The sequence below is a fragment of the Paenibacillus sp. FSL W8-0919 genome, from assembly GCF_038003785.1.
Lineage (GTDB): Bacteria > Bacillota > Bacilli > Paenibacillales > Paenibacillaceae > Paenibacillus_AQ > Paenibacillus_AQ lactis.
Genome location: NZ_JBBOPV010000001.1, coordinates 884,201 through 902,538 on the forward strand (window position 1 = coordinate 884,201; position 18,338 = coordinate 902,538).

17 protein-coding genes and 1 other RNA gene are annotated in these 18,338 nt (G+C 44.7%); 2 read left to right on the plus strand and 16 right to left on the minus strand.

The window, feature by feature from the left end; all coding sequences use genetic code 11:
- Positions 1 to 76: 76 nt before the first annotated feature.
- From NST44_RS03690 to NST44_RS03700, 3 genes are all read right to left on the minus strand, one after another.
- On the minus strand, positions 77 to 919 hold the full coding sequence (locus NST44_RS03690; RefSeq protein ID WP_340897868.1) for an aldo/keto reductase: 843 nt from the start codon (positions 917 to 919) through the stop codon (positions 77 to 79).
- A gap of 249 nt (positions 920 to 1,168) precedes the next feature.
- Complete coding sequence (locus NST44_RS03695) at positions 1,169 to 1,348, minus strand: DUF1259 domain-containing protein (RefSeq protein WP_245255873.1); 180 nt, start codon at positions 1,346 to 1,348, stop codon at positions 1,169 to 1,171.
- Positions 1,349 to 1,544: 196 nt separating this feature from the next.
- Entirely contained in the window at positions 1,545 to 2,798 is a 1,254-nt protein-coding gene (locus tag NST44_RS03700; protein WP_213613337.1) for a mechanosensitive ion channel family protein, read from the minus strand.
- Between the two features lie 449 nt (positions 2,799 to 3,247).
- Between NST44_RS03700 and NST44_RS03705 the strand changes: the two genes are divergently transcribed.
- Positions 3,248 to 3,511: an AbrB/MazE/SpoVT family DNA-binding domain-containing protein gene (locus tag NST44_RS03705; protein ID WP_007132682.1), complete on the plus strand. Its 264-nt coding sequence runs from the start codon at positions 3,248 to 3,250 to the stop codon at positions 3,509 to 3,511.
- Entirely contained in the window at positions 3,508 to 3,927 is a 420-nt protein-coding gene (locus NST44_RS03710; protein WP_213613338.1) for a type II toxin-antitoxin system death-on-curing family toxin, read from the plus strand. Before NST44_RS03705 ends, NST44_RS03710 begins: the two co-directional genes overlap by 4 nt.
- Positions 3,928 to 4,104: 177 nt before the next feature.
- On the opposite strand, the gene NST44_RS03715 is transcribed toward NST44_RS03710, so the two are convergent.
- The 13 genes from NST44_RS03715 to smpB form a co-directional block, all read right to left on the minus strand.
- Positions 4,105 to 6,174: a pectate lyase family protein gene (locus NST44_RS03715; RefSeq protein WP_213613339.1), complete on the minus strand. Its 2,070-nt coding sequence runs from the start codon at positions 6,172 to 6,174 to the stop codon at positions 4,105 to 4,107.
- Between the two features lie 376 nt (positions 6,175 to 6,550).
- Positions 6,551 to 7,342, minus strand: coding sequence for a sensor domain-containing protein (locus NST44_RS03720; RefSeq protein WP_040740261.1), 792 nt, complete (start codon positions 7,340 to 7,342; stop codon positions 6,551 to 6,553).
- Positions 7,343 to 8,022: 680 nt separating this feature from the next.
- Complete coding sequence (locus NST44_RS03725; protein WP_007132686.1) at positions 8,023 to 8,628, minus strand: response regulator transcription factor; 606 nt, start codon at positions 8,626 to 8,628, stop codon at positions 8,023 to 8,025.
- The gene (locus tag NST44_RS03730) at positions 8,629 to 9,801 is read right to left on the minus strand and encodes a sensor histidine kinase (protein ID WP_340897876.1); all 1,173 of its coding nucleotides are present in this window, start codon (positions 9,799 to 9,801) and stop codon (positions 8,629 to 8,631) included.
- Entirely contained in the window at positions 9,802 to 10,545 is a 744-nt protein-coding gene (locus NST44_RS03735; protein ID WP_007132688.1) for an ABC transporter permease, read from the minus strand. It abuts the gene before it with no gap.
- A gap of 41 nt (positions 10,546 to 10,586) precedes the next feature.
- Positions 10,587 to 11,477, minus strand: a complete 891-nt coding sequence (locus NST44_RS03740; protein ID WP_007132689.1) for an ABC transporter ATP-binding protein — start codon at positions 11,475 to 11,477, stop codon at positions 10,587 to 10,589.
- Between the two features lie 268 nt (positions 11,478 to 11,745).
- Entirely contained in the window at positions 11,746 to 12,819 is a 1,074-nt protein-coding gene (locus NST44_RS03745) for an AI-2E family transporter (protein ID WP_007132690.1), read from the minus strand.
- 462 nt (positions 12,820 to 13,281) lie between these two features.
- The gene (locus NST44_RS03750) at positions 13,282 to 13,734 is read right to left on the minus strand and encodes an HNH endonuclease (protein ID WP_007132691.1); all 453 of its coding nucleotides are present in this window, start codon (positions 13,732 to 13,734) and stop codon (positions 13,282 to 13,284) included.
- Between the two features lie 376 nt (positions 13,735 to 14,110).
- Positions 14,111 to 15,571 (minus strand): ATP-binding protein, encoded by a 1,461-nt coding sequence (locus NST44_RS03755; RefSeq protein WP_007132692.1) that lies wholly within the window; start codon positions 15,569 to 15,571, stop codon positions 14,111 to 14,113.
- Between the two features lie 939 nt (positions 15,572 to 16,510).
- Positions 16,511 to 16,711 carry a dephospho-CoA kinase gene (locus tag NST44_RS03760; RefSeq protein WP_050954097.1) on the minus strand — a complete coding sequence of 67 codons (201 nt, stop codon included), beginning with the start codon at positions 16,709 to 16,711 and terminating at the stop codon, positions 16,511 to 16,513.
- Entirely contained in the window at positions 16,704 to 16,901 is a 198-nt protein-coding gene (locus tag NST44_RS03765; RefSeq protein WP_099477846.1) for a hypothetical protein, read from the minus strand. Before NST44_RS03765 ends, NST44_RS03760 begins: the two co-directional genes overlap by 8 nt.
- A 94-nt stretch (positions 16,902 to 16,995) precedes the next feature.
- Positions 16,996 to 17,363: a transfer-messenger RNA gene (gene ssrA / locus NST44_RS03770) on the minus strand.
- 267 nt (positions 17,364 to 17,630) lie between these two features.
- A complete protein-coding gene (smpB, locus tag NST44_RS03775) occupies positions 17,631 to 18,110 on the minus strand; it encodes an SsrA-binding protein SmpB (protein ID WP_007132695.1) in 480 nt (159 codons plus the stop codon).
- Positions 18,111 to 18,338 lie beyond the last annotated feature (228 nt).

The following is an 18,338-nucleotide window of genomic DNA, read 5'->3' on the forward strand; positions in this document are numbered from 1 at the left end:
AAAACAGACGCCGGTTAAAAATCGGCGTCTGCTTTTGATGATGGGGGATATTGGCCAAAGAAGCGGCTTACTACGATCAAAATTCTTCGTAAGTGCTCGGATCCTGTCCCCACAACCGTCCATCCTCGCGGCTGAAGGATGAAATGACATCCATCTCCTCCGCAGTCAGCTCGAAATCTAAAATATCGAGATTTTCCGTCTGATGCTGAAGGGAGCCCGACTTAGGAATCGGAATGGCCCCAAGCTGGGTGTGCCAGCGCAAAATCACCTGCGCTCCCGTCTTTCCATGAGCCTCGGCTATTCGGACGATTTGTTCATCCTGCACGATATCATTGCCGCGCCCAAGTGGGCTCCACGATTCCGTAACGATGCCATGCTCCGCATCCTTCTTCCGCTGGTACGCCTGGTCAAAGAAAGGATGAAGCTCCACCTGATTCAAACTAGGCGCTGCCCCGGTCTCTTTAATTAGACGGTCAATATGTTCGGGAAGGAAATTGCTAACCCCGATAGACCGGATGTATCCGCGTTTTTTGGCTTCAATCATCGCCTGCCAGGCTTCCACGTACACATCCTGCTTGGGATTCGGCCAGTGGATCAGATAAAGATCATAATAATCAAGATCCGCTCGGTACAGCGACTCTTCGATGGTTACGAGCGCCTCTTTGTAGGCATGGCGGCGGCCCGGCAGCTTGGAGCAAATCAACAGCTCTTCCCTGGCAACGGAGCTCCGCTTGATGGCTTTGCCGACGGCACCTTCATTTTCATAGTTAAAAGCCGTATCGATCAACCGATACCCTGCATCCATCGCGGCAGCCATGGCTTTAACGCCTTCTTCGCCTTTCAGGCTATAAGTACCGAGTCCGATTGCGGGCACCTTCAAGCCGTCATTTAGCGTAAGCTCCGGAACATTCTGATTCATTGGAAAGCCTCCTTACATAAATTTGAGTCCTCGCTAGTCCTATTATAAACCTCATTCAGGGGACATGACCCATTCATGATTCAGCTAGCTCGCATCTTTTATTTACTCTTTATAACACGAAAAAAATCCACAACCAGTAAGGCTGTGGATTTTGCAGAAAGGCGAGGGGATCTGAGCCTATGTTACAGACCCTTGCACCCTATTTCCATGAAAACTCGAACTCTCGTGATCGAAGGATGGCTAATTATATTATTTTTTATGGATCACAGGCCGAACTACCCGTGTCGTTAATACATTCAGCGTATCCCGGGTATCTCTTGCGAAGTCGAGCGGTTGATCCAGCCTTTCAAAGTGAATATACCAGAGATTCGGATTCGTAAATAACCAATGGTTATGAAGCGCGGTTACCTTGATTCCATGCTTGCGCAGCCGGGAAAATAATGGGGGTGATTTCCTTTGTCAGATAACCGTCTCTCCCAAACATAGAGCTCAACCGTCTGGCCCAAGGCGGATTATTTTGAATTAAGAAATCCAAATTACCCCGATTTGTAAGGAATCGGGAGATGAAATTAAAAAAAAGCGACCAGGTCCGGTCGCCTTCTAATGAATATTTTCTATCCCTGCCTCAATATCCCCGCGAAAATTCCGGGCTTTGCTTGAGTTGGACGATATCATGGCCGCTTGGATTTTGGAAGGCACGAAGCCCGAATGTCGGCGCGACTGCGAAAATATGGTCAAAAATATCCGCTTGAATCGATTCATACACTGCCCAGGTGGTATCATTGCTGAATGCATAGATTTCTAATGGCAGCCCGTTATCTCCCGGCTCTAACTGCCTGACGATCAGCGTCATTTCTTGATGAATTCTCGGATGATGCCTCAGATATTGTTGGATATATGCCCGGAACACGCCGATATTCGTAAGTTGTCTGCCATTCACTTTGCTCTCCGTATTAATCTGGTGTTCGAGGTTGTACGCATTAATTTCGCTTAGTTTGGTCGTGATATAGTCGGTAAGGTAGTGAATTTTCTGAAATTCCTCAATCATTTCCTTGGTACAAAAACAGATGCTGGTCGTATCAACATAGAAGCTGCGCTTGATCCTTCTGCCGCCGGATACTTGCATGCCTCTCCAATTCTTGAACGAGTCGGAGATGAGTGCATAGCTCGGAATCATGGTAATCGTCTTATCGAAATTCATCACCTTCACCGTGTTTAAGGTAATGTCGATGACGTCGCCGTTCGCATCGTATTTCGGCATTTCAATCCAGTCGCCGACACGCACCATATCATTTGACGATAACTGAACGCCTGCCACCAGGCCTAAGATGGAGTCCTTGAAGATTAGCATCAGCACAGCCGATAATGCACCCAGCCCGCTGAGAATAATCAGGGGATTCTGCCCGATGAGGTTCGAGATGACCACAATGCCGCCGACGATGTAAAGAACGATCTTCGCTACCTGAATGTATCCCTTAATCGGCCTGATCTTGGAAACCTCGAACGAACGATAAATCGCATCAAACGCATTGAGCAGCGCATTAAATACCATGATCGTTACGATAATCATATAAGTCATGGCTGCCTTTTCAATCAAAGTTTGATAGGACGGAAAGATCGACGCCGAATAATAGATGATGATTGCCGGCACCAGGTGCGAGAGCTTATGAAACACTTTTTTCTCCACAATGATATTGTCCCACGTATATCGATTGTTATTGACGATGTGAATGATGATCTTCAGCACAATCTTTTTGGTTATAACATTGGCCAGTATGGAGACCAGCGCGATGAAAAGGACCATGATCAGATTCGAAAGATACCCTATCGTTAGTTCGCTCATGCCATATCCGTCTAGTTGATTTCTGATAAAATCCATTGTTGCCTCCTAAAGCCTTGTTTACTATATGAGTATGAACTTGATGCACTGCCTAGTACGTAAAATGTTCGTGCCGTCTACACCTCATTTCGTTCAACTTATATAGCCTACTATTATAAAGTAGATGGAGACCCGAGGTAAAGGACACGGATTTGATGGTTATATGTACCATATCTCTTTTAGCTATCGCCTTCTTATGGCATAGATGGAACAAGACGATCACGAATTTCTAGCTGACCCCGATGCCCCGTCACCGCTTCTCCATGGTCAACCTGATTGTCTTCTTCAGTTAGCTTCAGGCGAAGACTAGCCAGCGTATTCCACTAAAGTTGAATCCTCATTACAGCTCTTAAACGATGGAGAGTGAGAGAACGTAGTTAGTTGAAATTCAAATTCATAATTGTATAATTGTTATAACGATTGAATATGCTGATAAGGAGAGAATCTTTATGAATAGGATGGTTGTGATGGAACGAAAAGTGACCAAATTCGGCAACAGTTTAGGTATAACCATGACTGACGCTTTGAAGCAAATCGGATTGGATCAAGGTGATACAGTCAGCATTGATGTTAGCCCGGAAACAGGAGAAATTATAATCAAGAAGTCAACAAGAGTCTCATTACCTGAAGGAATTAGCGCAGACTTCATGGATACTTTAACAAATGTTATTGAGGAATACGATCAAACACTGCAAGGACTCAAAGATAGATGACTTCAACTCGTTATTTATCCGTCCAAGAAGTCATTGCTATTAATGTATCGATGATTCAACGCTACAGTCCTGGTGAACAAATCGGGGTAAAGGAACCCGGGTTGCTCGAATCCGCTGTACTACGCCCTCAGTCCTCCGCTTTTGGGGAGGAGGCTTATCAGATCGTGTTCGAAAAGGCTGCGGCTTTGTTTGAGTCATTAGGGCAAAATCATCCTTTCTACAATGCTAATAAACGCACCGCTTTTACAGCACTTGTCATATTCCTGCGTTATAATGGCTGGTATTTTAGGATGAACCCAAAGAAAGCCGAGGATTTTACGGTAGATATGGTTAATCATAAGCATCAGTTTCCCGACTTAGCAGCTACCATTCGGAAGCATTGTGTCCCAGTAGCCAAACCAACAGGGGAAGTATAAAAGCGACCGAACCACGGTCGCTTTTATATTCGTAAGAGGAGGCGAGGGGAGCCTAACCCTGTCTGAAGACAACACCACATAAGCTTCCACGGATGGGGTCGCCCTTTAATGTCACCCGAAAGCATTGCAGTTGAGGTAGTCATGCCCCGTGCATCCCTTTTTTGACCGACGTCCGCTCTACTCCAACTCCATATAAAAGAGATTCGCCGTGTTATCTTTTGTAATCGTATGCGCTCCTGGGGGAAGTGACACCCTGACAACACCATTCGTCATTGGATAACTCATTCCATCAATCTTGATCTTGGTTCCGTCTGCCGAATTAAACACTAATGTTAATGTGGCCGTTTCCGTAGAGGTAAAAGTAACACGGGTGGAACTCTCGATTTTCAAACATTGGGTTAGCGTCAAGCCTTTATACACCACGGTTCCCTTCGTTGTGGAAAGATTCCCTACAATATCAAAGAAATCACTTTCCAATCCGGACGTTGTAAAGTTATGAGCCCGTTCCCCTGTGGATGGCTCGGGCTCTGGCTGGGGCTCGGGATCCGGATCTACCCCGCTTGAATTCCCGCCTACGGATACGAGCCCGCTGGTGTAGCTGCGTATTTTAGCCATAAGAGCGGTGTTAAGGGCATACGACGTGTCGTCAACGGAATCATCGAATTGCCACGTGAAGTCTCCGTTATTCAGGCGTCCGGCTTGTGCGGTAACAATTTTCTCCACATCGCTGACGTTATCAATATCGGCGTTATTCACTCCCGTATCGACGGTTGTATCAAAGTTATTATAAGCCGTTCCTCCCACTAACGCTCTGTAAGAGCTTGGTACGGTTTCATTTCTTGACGAAGCCAAGTATGCATCGAATGAGGTTGCATGTGCCGGAGCTGTCCCTGTATTGGAGTTTGCATAAATCAGACTGTCCGCATCTACGATCCTATTGTTATAGGCCTTAATCACGCCTCCGTCTTCGCCCGAAAATGTCCCTTCCCCTAAAGCATCCGTACCTTGCAAGGAGCTCAGCATCGGGTATTTGGCATGTCTAAAGTAATTGGATTCCACAAAGGCCGAAGCTCCCGTTGTCACACCGACCCCATATTTTGATACTCCGTCATAGAAGTTATTATAGATGTGAACCGATGCCAATCGAATTCGTGGATGGCGGGAGTCCGAGTGATCAAACCAATTATGATGGAAGGTGACAAAGAATTCCTCCGATTCACTCAACCCGACAAGAGCCGCTTTTCCCGAATCCCAGTAGTGATTGTAAGAGATGGTAATATAGGTCGATCCTTTCTTCAGATCCGTTGAACCATCGCCCTTGGCCTGGTCGGCATCTCCTCCAGCAGTTCCATAAAATAGATCATTATTATGAACCCACACGTTGACATTTCCAGTATCCATGGAAATCCCGTCATCAGGGAACAACATGAGTCCGAGGTTTCTTACTTCCACATTCCCTACATATCTAAGGAGCAATCCCCACCCATAAGCATAAGCGTCGTCTCCGATCCCTTCGATCGTCGTATTCATTTCCGAGTAATTGTTTTTGCCTTTTACCTGAAGGTAGCCGCTGCTATTCAGCTGTCCGCTCATGTCGTCATCGGTAACCTTTCCAATAACCCGGATAGCAAGAGGGGTTGTATCATAGCCTTTTTGTCTTAGCGTCAAAATCTCGCCGATCCCCACGCCCGTTTGAACCCCGCCTGAGCTATTGATTTTCACATCAAGAGTCACGGTTCGTGCCGTCTCGGAGGTCACATAAATAACTTGTGCACCGTCTTTAAGCGTACCGTCATCATTGTAGGCACCCGAGCCTGTCCCGTATGGCGAGTCTGAGGAAAAAGCAAATCCGGATCGATCATGCGGCGCTACGGATAGGTTATTCGAAACGACACTTACCGTTGAACCGTCCGACAGCCTGGCTTCAACCTTCATCACATAATTTCCTGCTGCGAGTCCAACGGCATCTGCTCTCCAATAGGAAGGGTATTGCCGGATCAGCTCATTATCGATTTGTTGATAGCTGGAATCCGGCGCGACTGCGTTTTTAACATATACATTGTATCCCTCCGCATTACTTAGGGGTGACCATTCGATATACGCCGTTTCATTCCAGCCCCCACCGCCGATGATCGAAAGACCGGCTGCATGGACCGTTGTCTTATTCGTCCACCCTCCCGCTATGAGAGACAGTGCCAGAGAAAACAACAACACCATGCCGGTTGCCTTTGCAACGCTGTTCTTCATTTTATCTCCTCCTTTTTTACTCATCCGATGTTTGTAACCGCTTGCAATAAATTGAGCTTTCTTATCGACCTCCTCGCTTATGGACCAGGTTTTTCAAGGTCCTTATTGGAAATCAACAAATTTTGGAATTTCACCCACAGCATATCAGCTGCGAAAGCAGTTCCGAAATAATCATTTTCTCATACTTTTCACTTTCCGCGATATTCTGAGTTAATGATTACTCGTCTGGGAAATGACACTTACGCTTGAAGAACATCCTTGCCGGTAAGTCGTGAACTGCAGAAAGCAACAAATTCAAGGTGCAGATTAGGATAGTTCAGGCTTAACCGGGCGCAAACGAAAAAGCGACCGGTTAAGGTCGCTTTAGGGAGAGCTTTTAAAGCTCTCTATAGGCTGGCTGCATCATCCCTTGAGCGGGCTGATCCTCCAGGTACTCATCATATTGCGGCTGAAAAGGCTCATGGCTTGGGGGTTCCATGGACACGGACGGACGTTGATAGGGTTCATCCACGTACATGATTCTGCGCTGAATTTGCATGAGCCCATTCACGACGCGCAGCGCGACCCAGAACAGGACAAGACCAACGCCTACGTACAGCAGGTATTGCTGATTATAAGTCCAATCGATATGGAAATAACTGAACAAGCTATTCTCCAAAATATCAAGCTTCAATTCATTCATCAAAATGATATGCACGACGGGAAGAGCAATCAATCCGAGTCCCAGTGAAATCACCGTTACCATAATAACAAAGAATACGATGCCAGTAACAAACCTTAGGAATACGAGCAGCAGATTTCGAATAAATAGCGCTCCGTCAAAACCGCTCACCATTCGTTTCAACCAGTTCTGCCCAGCTACAGGCTGTTGATGGTAGGAATATGAAACGGATGGGGCAGGAAGGCCCAAAATTTGCCTAATCATGCTTTGTTCAAAGAGCACAATCCCGTTCAACAGCTTCGCTACGCCAAAGAACAGCGGTATTCCGATAAATATGGGAGTTAGACCGATTGATAATACTAGTCCTGTTATCGCTACTGTAAAATAAATAATCCCTAACGGGAGGGATAGCAATAAATAGAGGATCGTCGCGTAGGTTTTTGGATTAAAAAGCACCCATTTCACCTTACCTGCCCGCGCCGTGTTCGTCGCTTCGATTGCTTTCAAATTCAAACACCCCTTTTGGCTTCATATATCACGTATCAGCGAGTTATATAAATTCATTATAACCGCCTCATTTACCTGAAATAACCGTCTTAAGGGGTATCTGAACCTAGACCTTAGACTAGGAATGGACCTGGCTCTGGTGAACTTATTTTACGGCTATTCTCAATCGGAGCTTCTGTAAAGGGTCCAATTCGAATCGTTGCTCTTTGATATATATGTAGGCGAAGGGATTGTACACCCATTCACTGAACTATCCGGGGGACCTTCATTAATGCTGATCCTTGAGGACTAAAACCGGGTATGATAAGATAAGAATAGAAATAAGGACGGATGGCAGTCCGTCCTCAGCACAACCTCTTGAGTGGGGATTCCCTCCAGGGTAATGCTTGTCCAGAGAAGTAACCCACGGTTTGCCAACCTTAAGAGTGGGTTACTTCTTTTTTCGGTCGATATAGGTCAGTAACGCAACGATAAACCCTGCGAATACGATCACATCGGAAAAAGAGAAGTTCATATGGACTCACCTCCTTTCCGGAGGAAGCCCCACCCACTCAAGGTGTGTTGTACATTCCAAATTATAGCATACAAGCTCCGTTGTTCGGGGCTTTTTTCTTTCGCCTTTACATCAGTAAAATCCTATTAAAATTGACCCGCTTTTTCAGAATTTCTCGGAGTTCTCCTCAATCCAACCATCCCTTGCTACGTGCGATATCGATTGCCTCGATCCGTGTATTCGCCCCGAGCTTCCCAATCGCCTCTGACATATAGTTCCGTACCGTTCCATAGGATAGAAACAGCTGTGCTCCAATATCTTGAAGAACTAAGCCTTGGGCAGCCAACTTCATGACTTCACGCTCCCTGGGTGATAATGGACATGGATCATCCCATACCGCGAGCGACAATTCTGAATTGATGACGCGTTTCCCATCATAGACCCGACGAATCGCATCAGCCAGTTCATCGCTGCCTGTATCTTTAAGAAGATAACCATAAACTCCTGCCTGCATGGCCCGCTGGAAATATCCGGGACGCGCGAACGTCGTCAAGATGATGACACGACAACCCAACTTATTTTTTTGAACCCATTCCGCAATATCTAACCCCGTTTTCAGTGGCATCTCAATATCCAGAACGGCTACATCGGGTTCATTCTCCTGAATCATGGACATCACTTCTTCCCCATTTTCAGCTTGACCGACGACTTCGATATCATCTTCTAACGAGAGTAACGTTGCCAATGCTCCCCTTAATAACTTTTGATCTTCTGCCAAAACAATACGAATCATCTAAGCGCTACCTACCTTTTCATTTCGTATTACCCTAGGTATATGTAAGGTGACCTCCGTCCCCTTGCCTGGGGACGAAGACAGCGACATACGACCATCGATCATAACCAACCGCTGCCGTAAACCGGCGAGGCCATTACTGCTAGTATAGAATTGATCCATATCTGCCCCAATACCGTCATCACTTACGGATACACGAACTTCCCCTTCCTGAATGTCGAGAAGAACGCTGCAACTTGTTGCTCGGCTATGACGAACCACATTTGTAATCGTCTCGCGAAAACACATCGCCAAAATCGTCTCCTGCAAGGGTGTTAACGGAAGCGGATTGTTCACTAAGGCGTCTTGCGTCCCTCCATTAGAAGGTCTGGGATCTGAAATCGATTGATATTGGAAAAAAAGCTGTATGCCCGCTGCTGAACATAACGATATAGCATGCTTATATTCGTCAGCGAGATATGTAACTTTCATCTCCGTAACCAATTCTCGCATTTGTTTCAAGGCTGCGCGTGCCGTTTCTCGTATTTCACGAGCCTCTGTTATCGCTCTCTCGGGTTGACGATGGACCAATTTCTCAACGACCTCACCTTTTAGTGCGATTAATGACAGCGTATGTCCCAATGTATCATGTAATTCACGTGCGATCCGCTGGCGCTCCTCCTGCTGTGCCATTCGTTCAGCCGTTTCTGCCCGCAGCCGCGCAGACTTCTGTTGAAATCGGGTCGAAGTTCGAATAATATACGGCAGAATACAGATGCCAAACATAGGCACCAGCCCTATCCATACTAGGCTGCCCATCAGGTCCAAGTAAGGAACAGCGATAAATCCCATAGCTACAGTGAAAACGATCGTTATAGAGAGTAACATCGGCAGCTTTTGTTTGCTCAGCGGAGCAGCGATCATAAAACCCATAAACGTATACATAGGGTGAAATACAGCTGCTAAAATCAAAAGTATACCCACCTGAACGATCAATATTGGCGTGGCCCACTTTAAATAAAAGTAGGATTGTCGAAACAATAGAACGAATATGCCTAACAGAACAAAGCCAAGCCACTGTATACTTGACGGCTCATAGAGTAGAAAGTACATGGGTATCATTAAATTTGTTAACAAAATATAAGGAGCGACTCCTTCCGATTTTGGAAAGAGACGCCACTTTTCTCTATTCAATTAGACCGCATCCCGTCGATTATAGATATAGATTGATAGTAGCATAAAGAGGAGACCGCATCCTGTCAAAATTATGAAATCGATGCTTGCTGGATTTTTTCCAGCGATCATATTCCACGCCCCATTGGCGTAACGGTGAGATGGAAGCCATTCCCCGACCGATCCCATCCAGCTCGGCAAAGTACTAAGCGGCATCCAAAGCCCCCCCACAATGGCAAGTCCCATCTGTAATACATTTCCTATGGCAACGGAGGTATTCGCATTTTTAAGCGTTCCTAACAAGGCACCAAGCGCCAGAAAAGATATGCTCCCAATCCATAACCATAATCCGCATAAAATCCATTGCCCTGCTGTCAATTGTATATCATGAACAAGGCCGGCAGATAAAAAGATAACTACGATGACGATCAAGTGAACAACCATTTGCGATACAATTTTGCTGCCAATCCAGACTGCAGGGGATAGGGGAGTCAGCTTCAACAAGCGTACCCACCCGTCTTGATGCTCGAACGATAGACGGATACCGAATTGAGATACGGCTGTACCGATCAAACTGAATGCCGTCATCGACATCAATGAAAAGACACCCCAAGTTGTTGATTGAATCGATTGATCTACCCCATTCATACTCGCAAATAAAAAGTAGAAAGCAAGCGGCATCGCAATGGAGAAGAGTAAGAAAAATGGACTGCGGATAATTCGTATACTTTCTGCTTTCGTCTGAGCAACAAACATATGGAACATGGCTATTTTCCTCCTAAAAATGTTTATTATCGTATAATCGTTTATTTATTTGAGCCTGTAAGACTTCGGAATGTATCTTCTAAACTGGCGGATTGTATATCAATATCGGAAATTCCCCATTCAGACTGCATCAGTGTAAATAACAATACATCGGTCTCTTGGGCATGCAGACGAATTCGCTCGCCGTTGCACTCTGCCTTTTCTACACCAGGCAATGTGAGCCACTCCTGCTCAGCTGGCGCGTTCACCGCTCGAAATGAAACGGTTCTAAGCGCTGTTTGAGCCTTTAAACGTTCTGGAGTCCCTTCCGCAACAACCTGTCCTCTAGCGATGACTGCGATGTGATCTGCGACAGCATCCGCTTCCTCCAAATGATGTGTAGTTAAGAGCACCGTACGTCCGTCATTTGCCAGCGCTTGGATGGTGTCCCAAAAGCGGCCACGAGCCTCGATATCCATTCCGACGGTTGGTTCATCCAGCAGGAGAAGCTCCGGATTTCCCGCCAAACTCTGGGCGAAAGCTAATCTACGGCGTTGTCCTCCAGAGAGGGAGGATGCGCGCCGTTTCTGATCCGCATGGAGACCCGAAATGTCTAACAATCGCTCCAGCGACATCGGATTACGATAATAACTGCGGAACAATTGAAGCACTTCTTTCACCGTAAGTCCATCTGCTGCTTTCACATCCTGCAAAAGAGCTCCGACGCGCTGCCGCAATTCTTTTGTGCCGGACGGGACCCCCAAGACCCTGACTTCTCCTGATGTCGGCTTGATCATTCCGAGGATCATGGAAATGGTTGTTGTCTTGCCTGCACCGTTCGGTCCGAGCAATGCTGATATTTGACCTTTCTCAAAAGATAGATTCATATGATCAACGGCACAGTAATCGCCGAATTTCTTCACTAGATTGATACATTCAATCGCCTTTGTCATTTTTCCTAACCTCCGCTAATTTCTTCTTTCGTTCCTTGATGTCCTTATTATATTGAAAAAGCGCGAGAACCAATTAGTGTGGGTTGTCACAAGCCGATTATGACAAATGTCAGAAAAAAAGGGGGCAAAAAAAGAAGGACCTCTAAAGGCCCTTCTTATGCATAATGTACATTTGATACTCTTTGAGTGAGGTGTCTTGCTTTGCAAACTTATAGCTAAGAATTTTACACTTTTAATCGAACACAGCAAGATTATTTCGGGAAGTGACTTAGGGCTGTTGATTATTCCTAGGACTTACGTTTTCTCCTAAAAGCTGCGCAGCTTCAATGTTTGGTGATATCGCGGTTTTTTGATCGACTTCGAAAATATCGAGCAGGAACATAAAGATCGGAATCCCGAGAATTAACCCCCAGATCCCCATGAAGTGCTGGGAGAAAATAAGAACAATAAAGGTGTAAAACATCGGCAGCTTCGTTTTATGAGCATACAGCTTCGGATTTAAGAAGTATGTCTCAACTGCATGGATGATCAAAATCATGACAATCGCCCAAATGACGGTTGAGATACCGCCAATCTGGTAACCGATAATACTGATCGGAATGAAGGAAAGAACAACACCGGCTACCGGCACAAGACTTAGTAGAAAAACCATAATCGCTAGAGCGAACAAGTAAGGATAGCCCAAAATCGACAACCCGATCGTCGTTAGAATCGTGTTCAACAAGGCGATCATTAATTGAACCTCGATCACTTTACCAAAGGAGGAGGTGAATTTTTGGCCAAAATATTTAAACTCATTGTAAGCCCAGCTTATTTTGCTTTTGCTCAACTTATCTGTAAAGTCATTGACGGTTTTCTTCTGGATTAAGTAGAAGTAGCTCAATACAATAACAAAAATGATAACCTCCGCCCACTTGCCTAGCTTCAGAATATAATTTAGTGCCTGGCTTCCGTATTGCTCTAATTCCAGCTTACTAAGTGCGGAGGAGACAAGCGCAGCAATTTCATCTGACTGAGGTGTATTTAGAAATCGGATAATGGAAAAATACAAATCAGAAATTTGACTAATGAGCTTCGGAACATAATGGAGAATTCCGTAGACAAGCCCAAATATTAAAGCCGCATACAATACCGTATTAACGACAATAGGCGATATAGGAAACAGCTTAGATATTTTCTTCGTAATATATTGCTCGAGGCGTCCCATGACGAAGGTAACAAGAAACAGCAATAACAGCAAATTGAGCATATCTCTCAAGCTATACAGCAATAAAACGACTAGTAGGAGGAATAGAATTCTTCTTACTATATTGTTAGCAAAAAACTCCCGCAAAAAATTCATTCGCTTCCCTCATTTAACTATATTTTAGTTATCTAATCATTTACGGAGTTCAACTTAGACAGTTCAATTATATATGAAGATTGTTACATTATGAAATGTCGGCACTTAAGCAATAAAACACATGCCATTTCTACTGCCCAAGACACATACAATGACGGCAAATGAATAGGTGGATTTGCATTTGGGTAGAGGTGGCTGCCCCCTCCCCAAGTAATAAGAAAGCAAACCCTTCTACAAAGAACATGTTGAATTCAGACTGAAGCTACAGTAAAAAAGCGACCAATTAGGGTCGCTTTTTTACTGTATGTATGGAGGCGAGGGAGGTCGAACCTCTGTCCGAAGATAACGACAACACAAGTTTCTACAGATGTAGTCACAGTTTTAATGTCGGCAAAATTAAGGAGCGTGTCACGATTCCTGCAAAGACTTCGGTCGGTCGAAACAACAATTCTAGACCTTTACTCAAGTGTCCCCTTTTTTCATGGGGCGATGTCTGTAATTAGCGATAAAGATACGCCAGCACAGCTTTATAAGATTCGGAACAGCGCGTGCGTTTTCTTTGAGATAGGACCATGCCGGACGGTTTCCACGTTTCGTATTGCATTCGCTGCATGAAGCGATCAGGTTGTGGGGAAGATCCGAGCCGCCTTTGCTTGAGGGGATAATATGGTCTACTGTCGTAGCGTGCCCCCCGCACCACAAACAAGTGTGATGATCTCGTTTCAGTGCAGCTTTTCGATAGCCCCGGAATAAGAAAGGATTATAAAGCAATTGGATGGTCTGCTCATCAATCCAGACAGCTCGCGATCGCTCAACTTCCCGCCAAGCCCGATGGAGCAAACACGGGGTTAGCTGTTGACCATCCATATTGAGCACCGTTATCAATCGATCCTCTCCTTCATGACTATGATTCATCGATTTCACTCCATCTGTAAGACATGCTCTAGCCTATAGTATTAATATAAAACAAAAACACCATCCTCATGCGGATGGTGTGTTTCATGATGGAGGCGAGGGGAGTCGAACCCCTGTCCGAAGATAACGACAACACAAGTTTCTTCGGGTGTAGTTACGGTTTTGATGTCACCCTAGAGACTCCATTCGAAGTTTGATTCGATAATGCTGCTAATACATCCAGCTCATTCTATGAAGTTACGTGCAAGTTAAATCACTGATACCCCCCAAGTTCTGAATGCCCCAAAACAAAGTATCTGCAGCACTAATCCCATTACTTCCTTCCCAATGGGGAAGCCATATGCAAGTTACGTGCAAGTTACCGTCAAGTAAGCTCCTAAGCCCAATAAGGCACATACTTCATATGTTTTGGAGCAGTATCAGGATCTTTTGCCTTAACTTTTGATGTTTCTACTGCATCTTTAATTATCCTGGAGGCAATAGAGATTTGCCTACTATCCATTCCAAAACGCTGACGCAAAGTTGCATTTGTCATAAAGTCTCTAGTTACATATTTCAAACAGGCATGCATGTAACACGCCCTGACCCGTTCTTCTCGATCCATTTCTGCAAATGGCTTATGCGAAAATAAAATTACTCGAGTGTGTTCTTCAGTAACCTCAATTATTGGAGCTGGTAACTGATAAAACTCTGTTTGCGACACAACTTTATCAAAGCCACTACCTCGTTCTTCACAGACTCCAACACGACGTAGGAATGAGGCGATCGCTTCATTTCGTGACCTAGGAGGACTGTCGATAAATCGTTCCACTTGGACGAGCGGTATTCCTGGATTCGTTATTTCCATACGATCCGAGAAAATTTCAATCATTGGCCCTGTACCACGTAATGAAAAGTCCTGATGTATTATAGCATTAGCGACCAATTCCCTAACGGCTAACTCGGGGTACATTGAAACATCTTTTCTTAAGGCTTTTCCGATTATCTCGTTCCTCGGTAAAAGATTGTCTATGAATCCAATAAGTCCTTCGAATCCAGCAGCATAACCTTTAACGCCCTCTTGTTCCCGCTCAGTTTGAGTGCGGTCTTTGCCGCTATATATAATAACTCGTACTGATTTTCTTTTTAGATGATTAAAGCTTGACAACCTCTTGGCAAATAAGATTGCACCTAGATTTGTAATATTCCACCCACCGGCATCACACTTCTTTATCATGTTGTCGTTTGATAAACGTTCCAAAATCCGTTTTCTATCCTCTGGCAGTTCTAGATCCAATAGCTCAAAGTAAGTTGGATAATCAAGAAGCTTAAGCACCTCAGAGTCTTTTACATTTTCAGCAGCAATCATTTCTTCAAAAGGTGTTTTATCAAAAGCTCTCCATAGAGCACGTTCTTTATCAGGGTAATCCTTTAGATTCTTTTTGTAAGACCCTATACGTATATACTCTATTCCTTTAAATTGTACAGGTTTATCTGTAGCCCTTTCGATCTCTAATATGATGATTTTCCCAGAATCCGTAACTAATTCATAGAATTTAAAATAAATACGAGGTGATAATTGCCTTAATAACCAACTCTCCAATTCTTCATTTCCGACTTTGCTTAAGTGAGGGCTAAAGTTTGTGCCAAGTATGTCATGCGTCTCATCTTTGACTCCCCAAATCATAAAAGCATGACTTTTTCCGTCCAAAGTAGCAGAATTACTCAAGGCAGATATATACTCTCCAATACTCTCAAAATCCTTATTATTATGTTTAAATTCTACCCAACCAGTTTCGCTCGGCAAACTACATAATTCTTTCAGTAAACTTCTCAAGTATTCTTCTGTCCGACTCAAGGCTATCACCTCACTCTGCACTTAAATTATTATCATTATACAATATTCTTCCCTAAAAATATCCAAAGTACACAAAGTAAGGAGCGATCATCCATAGGAACGTTTGTTCTAGTTATTAAGATCGATTTCTGATACTATAATAATAAATTTATATCTAAAAATAAGGGAGGAAGAACATTGGCAAAATTCTACTACTATAATAAGAATATTGATAGCAAGGGTAATCATGAGGTTCATACAGAAAACTGCTCTTACAAACCTGATGTATTAAATAGTGTATTGATCGGTTACGAAAACAATTGTCAATCTGCTATTCAACGGGTCAAAAAGGAAACGGGCAAAAATAATTTTGACGGCTGCTATTTCTGCTGTAATGATTGTCATAGCGGGTAAACTTTCTTCCACTCAATTTAAAGAAATCTACTTAAAAAGCGACCTACTAAGGTCGCTTTTTAAGCATATGTATGGAGGCAAGGGGTAGGGGATCGAACCCCTGTCCGAAGATAATGACAACATAAGTTTCTACGGTCTAGTTACAGTTTTAATGTCGGCAAAGCAAACGCCTCAGCCTGATTGTCTTCTTCAGCACACCCCAGGTGGAGATGTGACAGCGTATCCCACTAAAGTTGAGCCCTCATCCCGGTACATGGGCGATACAGAGCGAGAGCACGCGTGCAGGTTATTAAGCAGTAATATCTCCCCTAGAATACCTCATCAACTATGGTCCCTAGTAACAATAGCAGACCAAACAGGTATATGATCTATGCAATATATCAGCTTGCTTTCTGCGATTTCAGCAACAATCATGGTTTTTTTGCACATCTTGAAGTCCAATATAGTACATGACGATGTCATAACCGCTTTCTTTAGCAACTTGCATATGCTTTAAAACAAATGTACCTGATAGGGTAGTTTCAATGGCAAAATGCTCCTGTCTTTTTATAACGATCTGATTCTTTTGACCGCTTCTCTTCCCGCCGAAAGATCGACACTTCTTGGATCATCTGGTTTTAGTTCACGGGCAATCTGATCAGGATCAACCAACTCGCCTAACCATGCTCTCATTTGCATACTCAGCGTGCTTTTTCCGGCCCCATTTGTTCCTGCAAAAACCGTCATAACTGGTTTTTGCTTATTCATGATATTCGAACTCATGTCGTTTTCCGGTTGCATCATAAATGATTTCGAACTTATTTCCGTTAGCATCCTCACGAACTCGTTTATTATTCTTGATATAGTAAATGGATGCCCCTGACTCCTTGGCTTGCTTGCGTGCATGTTGATTTGCTTTTTTCAGAATTTCTTGGAGCTGCTCTCGATTGGCAACCATCCTGAGTCCCCTCCAGTTTTCTAATTACGCTTATTATATCATAAACAGAAGAGCCACCAACCAGATCACTGGCTGATGGCTCTATCATTGGTATGTATGGAGGCGAGGGGAGTCGAACCCCTGTCCGAAGATAACGACAACACAAGTTTCTACGGGTGTAGTTACAGTTTTAATGTCGGCAAAGCAAACGCCCCGTAACCGGCTTTCGCTATGCCCAGCCTGATTGTCTTCTTCAGCACACCCCAGGCGGAGATGTGACAGCGTATCCCACTAAAGTTGAGCCCTCATCCCGGTACATGGGCGATACAGAGCGAGAGCACGCGTGCAGGTTATTAAGCTGCTACAGCGTAAGAAGTTTGTTGTTTGCCAGTTATTATGGCTTTAGCGTTGATGAAGTGGACGCGTCCCCACTACCCGCTACTCATGCCCGAACTATCCCCGTCGAATCCAAAGAACGCCCCCTTATGTGGAGAAATGCCGATGCGCGAAGCACCTGACGTTTCCGCCAAAAAGGGTACCTGGATTAGATCTAAAGATGATTCAGCCACAGTAGTCAATCAAACGTTCGCATTCCTTCCCTCCAAAGAAAAAATGCCGTCTACTGCATGCTGTTGTCAAAGAATCGATCTTGCCTTACATCAAATAGTATATCACAAACTGCATCAAAATGATATATATAATGCAGGTAACACAGCTAAAACATGCCACTCAAAAAGCCAACTTGCTTCCTCAACGCACAATCTTCTGCTTCTCCCGCAGTGCCCGCTGGATATCGCGCTGCGCGTCCTTCTTGGCAGCATCCGCACGTTTGTCATACTGCTTCTTACCTTTACCGAGGCCCAGCAGCAGCTTGGCATAGCCGTTGCGGATATAGATTTTAAGCGGAACGATCGTATATCCTTCCTGCTTGGATTGACCTAGCAGCTTACGGATCTGTTCTTTGTGCAGCAGCAGCTTCCGCGCACGCGTCGGGTCGGATGGATTGCTCCGGTTCCCTTGCTCAAACGGGCTGATGTGCATATTGTGAATGTGGATCTCGCCATTGCGAATTGTCGCAAACGCGTCGCCAATATTGGCACGGCCGTTACGGATCGACTTGATCTCGGTCCCGGTCAGAACCATCCCCGCTTCGTACGTATCTTCTATGAAGTAATCATGGGAAGCTTTCTTGTTCTGGGCCAGAACCTTCCCGTCACTCTTCTTACCCATGGTCTCACTCCTTGTCATGAGCAGTAAATGGAAAAAGGACTCTCGGCAGACCGCCGAAAATATGCAATCTCACCAGAAGTCCATTGTATCAAACGTAGGCCTGCTTACGCAAGGCGGGGCAAGCGTTCCACTCTGAATATCGAATGGCAAAATCGGCAGCCATGATTCCAAGGCCAAGTGCACCGGGGAGGGACTTCAAGATTAAAAGTATCCCATTCCCCTTCATTA

Coding starts and splice junctions, on each gene's coding strand:
- NST44_RS03725 (WP_007132686.1), bottom strand. CDS start 8,628: ATGATTCGTATTGTTTTGGCAGAAGATCAAAAGTTATTAAGGGGAGCA.
- NST44_RS03750 (WP_007132691.1), bottom strand. CDS start 13,734: ATGAATCATAGTCATGAAGGAGAGGATCGATTGATAACGGTGCTCAAT.
- NST44_RS03735 (WP_007132688.1), bottom strand. CDS start 10,545: ATGTTCCATATGTTTGTTGCTCAGACGAAAGCAGAAAGTATACGAATT.
- NST44_RS03745 (WP_007132690.1), bottom strand. CDS start 12,819: ATGAATTTTTTGCGGGAGTTTTTTGCTAACAATATAGTAAGAAGAATT.
- NST44_RS03715 (WP_213613339.1), bottom strand. CDS start 6,174: ATGAAGAACAGCGTTGCAAAGGCAACCGGCATGGTGTTGTTGTTTTCT.
- NST44_RS03690 (WP_340897868.1), bottom strand. CDS start 919: ATGAATCAGAATGTTCCGGAGCTTACGCTAAATGACGGCTTGAAGGTG.
- NST44_RS03705 (WP_007132682.1), top strand. CDS start 3,248: ATGAATAGGATGGTTGTGATGGAACGAAAAGTGACCAAATTCGGCAAC.
- NST44_RS03700 (WP_213613337.1), bottom strand. CDS start 2,798: ATGGATTTTATCAGAAATCAACTAGACGGATATGGCATGAGCGAACTA.
- NST44_RS03765 (WP_099477846.1), bottom strand. CDS start 16,901: ATGGTTGCCAATCGAGAGCAGCTCCAAGAAATTCTGAAAAAAGCAAAT.
- NST44_RS03760 (WP_050954097.1), bottom strand. CDS start 16,711: ATGAATAAGCAAAAACCAGTTATGACGGTTTTTGCAGGAACAAATGGG.
- smpB (WP_007132695.1), bottom strand. CDS start 18,110: ATGGGTAAGAAGAGTGACGGGAAGGTTCTGGCCCAGAACAAGAAAGCT.
- NST44_RS03710 (WP_213613338.1), top strand. CDS start 3,508: ATGACTTCAACTCGTTATTTATCCGTCCAAGAAGTCATTGCTATTAAT.
- NST44_RS03740 (WP_007132689.1), bottom strand. CDS start 11,477: ATGACAAAGGCGATTGAATGTATCAATCTAGTGAAGAAATTCGGCGAT.